The organism is Microvirga sp. P4_G7 (assembly GCF_056401005.1).
The window spans coordinates 1-1,341 of record NZ_JBFUKD010000859.1 but is presented as its reverse complement, the minus strand read 5'-3'; the positions used below and the strand labels follow the sequence as shown (position 1 = coordinate 1,341).

General features: G+C 60.6%; 1 protein-coding gene and 1 pseudogene. One reads left to right on the top strand and one right to left on the bottom strand.

The features are described from left to right. A partial coding sequence (locus AC1DT3_RS21405) for an ABC transporter substrate-binding protein (protein WP_477467197.1) occupies positions 1-813 on the bottom strand: 813 nt, incomplete at its 3' end. A 296-nt stretch (positions 814-1,109) separates the two neighbouring features. On the opposite strand from AC1DT3_RS21405, the pseudogene AC1DT3_RS21400 reads away from it, so the two are divergent. Then, positions 1,110-1,341 (top strand): annotated as a pseudogene (locus AC1DT3_RS21400) (amidohydrolase); the annotation flags it as partial.

Below are 1,341 nucleotides of genomic sequence, written 5' to 3'. Positions count from 1 at the left end.
GCTCGTGGATTGCTCGAGCACCCGGAAGCCTGTCTGTTGCGAGAGCGAATTCGCCTGATTGATCGACAGATTGAAGGCGATCTGCACGTCTCCCGACCGCAACGCCGAGATGCGGGCGATTTCCTCGGGAACAGCCTTGAAGGAGACCTCGGTGTAGACCGGCTTCTTGCCCCAAAAGTCCGGATTGGCTTCCAAAGTCACATCGGCGTTTCTCACCCAACGCTTGAGTTTGTATGGGCCGGAGCCGATCGGCTGGTTGGCGAATTGCGCGCCGGCTTCAGCCGCGTATTTCGGCGGAACGATCTGCAGCCAAGTCAAACGCGCGGTAAACAACGGATCGGGATTCGGCGTCTCGAACACGATCGTTCGGGCATCGACGACCTGAGCCTTGCCGAGCGGCACGATCTGGCTTCGGATCGCCGACTTGTTCTCCGGGTCGAGCACGCRCTCTAGGCTGTAGCGAACGGCGTCCGCGTCGACAGGTTCGCCATTGGTGAAGCGCACGTTGTCGCGCAGCCGGATACGCCACGTGGTCGGGCCCTGCCGTTCGATGGCTTCCGCCAGCCAGGGACGCACGACCATGTCCTCGCCGCGATGGGCCAACGTATCGAAGATATGGCGCTGAATGCTCCCGGAGACGGCATCGTCCCTGAACAGGGGATCCAGGGAGCGAGGATCGGTCGGTAGGGCGATGGCGACGGACTTTTTCGCCTGTGCGAAGGAGGGCCGAGCGCCCATCGCCGAGGCGAACGCCAGACCGGCCGTCGACAGAAGAAGCTTGCGGCGATCGATCGGCAAAAACGTGACGGTCATGACATTCTCCCTCGCGAGCCCGATCGGAGGTCAGGCCCCTGAACAGCGTTCGCGGCAAAGTCGGCCGCGAAATCATTAAACGTCGTCTTCCGGACCAAGCGTACTTTCATTCTTTGGGCGGCGCATAGCCTCACGTTATGGAGATAGGGACCGGAGCGGGATGAAATAGGGCGAAGCTATGCGGCGAGCGTCATATTTTGCCTGTTCATCGTCGAGGAGGCCGGTCTAACGTCGAGCGCCGGCCGCCCAAAGAAGGCGATCCCAAAGCGATCATTCAACAAGGATCGAGCGAAACCATGACTGTACACACGCCCCCGTCAAACCTCACCGCCGAGATGATCCAATGGCGGCGTCATCTTCATGCTCACCCGGAAACGGGATTCGAAGAACATGAAACCTCGGCATTCGTGGCAGATAAGCTGCAATCGTTCGGTGCCGAGGTTCACCGGGGTCTTGGGATCACGGGCGTCGTGGGCACACTCCGGCGAGGCGAAGGGCCGACCATTGGATTGAGAGCCGATATGGATG